The sequence below is a fragment of the Mycobacterium sp. genome (assembly GCF_049673265.1).
Classification (GTDB): Bacteria; Actinomycetota; Actinomycetes; order Mycobacteriales; family Mycobacteriaceae; genus Mycobacterium.
Map to the genome: position 1 here is coordinate 1 of NZ_JBATXN010000239.1, position 1,876 is coordinate 1,876.

A 1,876-nucleotide genomic window follows, 5' to 3' on the forward strand; every position below is an offset into this window, starting at 1 on the left:
GGACCAGACAACTGCCACTGCCCGACGGCAGCGTCTATGACCTCGATGGAGAATGGCCGTCGATACAAATGTATCCGTCGTTGTCGAATGCGCTCGGAGAAGAGATCACACCGGACACGACTGCCGATCGGCTGGGTGCCATCGCCGAGCGGCTCGGTCTCGAGATACCTGCGGACCGCGGCTACGGCCACGGCAAGCTGATCGAAGAACTGTGGGAACACACAGTCGGCCCCACCTTGAGCGAACCCACTTTCGTCAAGGACTTCCCGGTCGAGACAACGCCTTTGACGCGCCAGCACCGCAGCATCCCCGGTGTCACCGAGAAGTGGGACTTGTACGTGCGCGGAATCGAACTGGCGACCGGTTACTCCGAATTGATCGATCCCGTGGTGCAGCGGGAGCGGTTCGCCGAGCAAGCTCGGGCGGCGGCGGCCGGTGACGACGAGGCAATGGCGCTCGACGAAGATTTCCTGGCCGCACTGGAGTATGCGATGCCGCCATGCACGGGAACCGGAATGGGTATCGATCGGCTGTTGATGGCCCTGACCGGCCTGTCAATTAGGGACACAGTTTTGTTCCCGATTGTTCGACCGCACGGCAGCTGAACTCCGGGGGACGTTATGGTAGATGTTAGGGTTGTACACAGGGTCCTAATGACACCGTTCCTATGACAGATTAGTGTCAAGTAGACTCAATCGGAGTTTCACAGTCAGTGCACAGGAAGAAACGCGAGGATGAGCTAGTGGCGAAGAAAGTGACCGTCACCTTGGTCGATGATTTCGACGGTGAAGGCGCCGCCGATGAAACCGTCGAATTCGGGCTCGACGGAGTTAGCTATGAGATTGACCTTTCGAGTAAGAATGCCGCAAAACTGCGCGGTGACCTCAAGAAATGGCTGGAAGCGGGCCGTAGGGTGGGCGGCCGTCGGCGCGGACGCTCGGGTTCCGGGCGGGGTCGCGGCACCATCGACCGTGAGCAGAGCGCGGCGATCCGCGAATGGGCGCGTCGCAACGGCCACAACGTGTCCACCCGGGGACGCATCCCGGCCGACGTCATCGACGCCTTCCACGCCGCCACCTGACCCGGGCGGTCACCTTTCGCTCCTGGCGAACTGATCGCCGGTCGGTAGGGGAAACTTTCCCTGACTTCCTACGTTGCTTTGTTGCAGCTGCGTTAAAGCCGTGGATTAAGTGCTGCGGCCGGGCTCGCAAGGTTAGGAAGCCCGGGCAGCCGCCCACTACAGTGGATGGCAGGTACGCAGGGCCTACTCAAGGCCCACCGAAGTACCGATGTGAGGGAGAGCAGGTAGCCACCGATGTTCGAAAGATTCACCGACCGTGCCCGCAGGGTCGTCGTCCTGGCTCAGGAAGAGGCCCGGATGCTCAACCACAACTACATCGGCACTGAGCACATCCTGTTGGGTTTGATCCACGAGGGCGAAGGCGTCGCCGCCAAGTCGTTGGAGTCGCTGGGAATTTCACTCGAAGGGGTTCGCAGCCAGGTCGAGGAGATCATCGGCCAGGGCCAGCAGGCGCCGTCGGGGCACATCCCGTTCACCCCGCGCGCCAAGAAGGTCCTGGAGCTCTCGCTGCGCGAGGCGCTGCAGCTGGGGCACAACTACATCGGCACCGAGCACATCCTGCTCGGCCTGATTCGCGAAGGGGAGGGCGTTGCCGCCCAGGTCTTGGTCAAGCTCGGCGCTGAGCTGACCCGGGTGCGCCAGCAAGTCATCCAGCTGCTGTCCGGATACCAGGGCAAGGAGACCGCCGAGGCCGGCACGGGCGGTCGCGGTGGAGAGTCGGGCAGCCCTTCGACCTCGCTGGTGCTCGACCAGTTCGGCCGCAACCTGACTGCCGCCGCGATGGAAGGCAAGTTG

3 protein-coding genes are annotated in these 1,876 nt (G+C 62.6%); all 3 read left to right on the plus strand.

Annotated features, from left to right (window positions below; translation table 11 throughout):
- A partial coding sequence (locus WBF82_RS08550) for an amino acid--tRNA ligase-related protein (protein WP_424382619.1) occupies positions 1-605 on the plus strand: 605 nt, incomplete at its 5' end.
- Between the two features lie 137 nt (positions 606-742).
- Positions 743-1,081: a histone-like nucleoid-structuring protein Lsr2 gene (gene lsr2, locus WBF82_RS08555; RefSeq protein ID WP_424382620.1), complete on the plus strand. Its 339-nt coding sequence runs from the start codon at positions 743-745 to the stop codon at positions 1,079-1,081.
- Between the two features lie 234 nt (positions 1,082-1,315).
- Positions 1,316-1,876, plus strand: a 561-nt coding sequence (locus tag WBF82_RS08560) for a Clp protease N-terminal domain-containing protein (RefSeq protein WP_424382621.1), incomplete at its 3' end; no start/stop codon positions are given.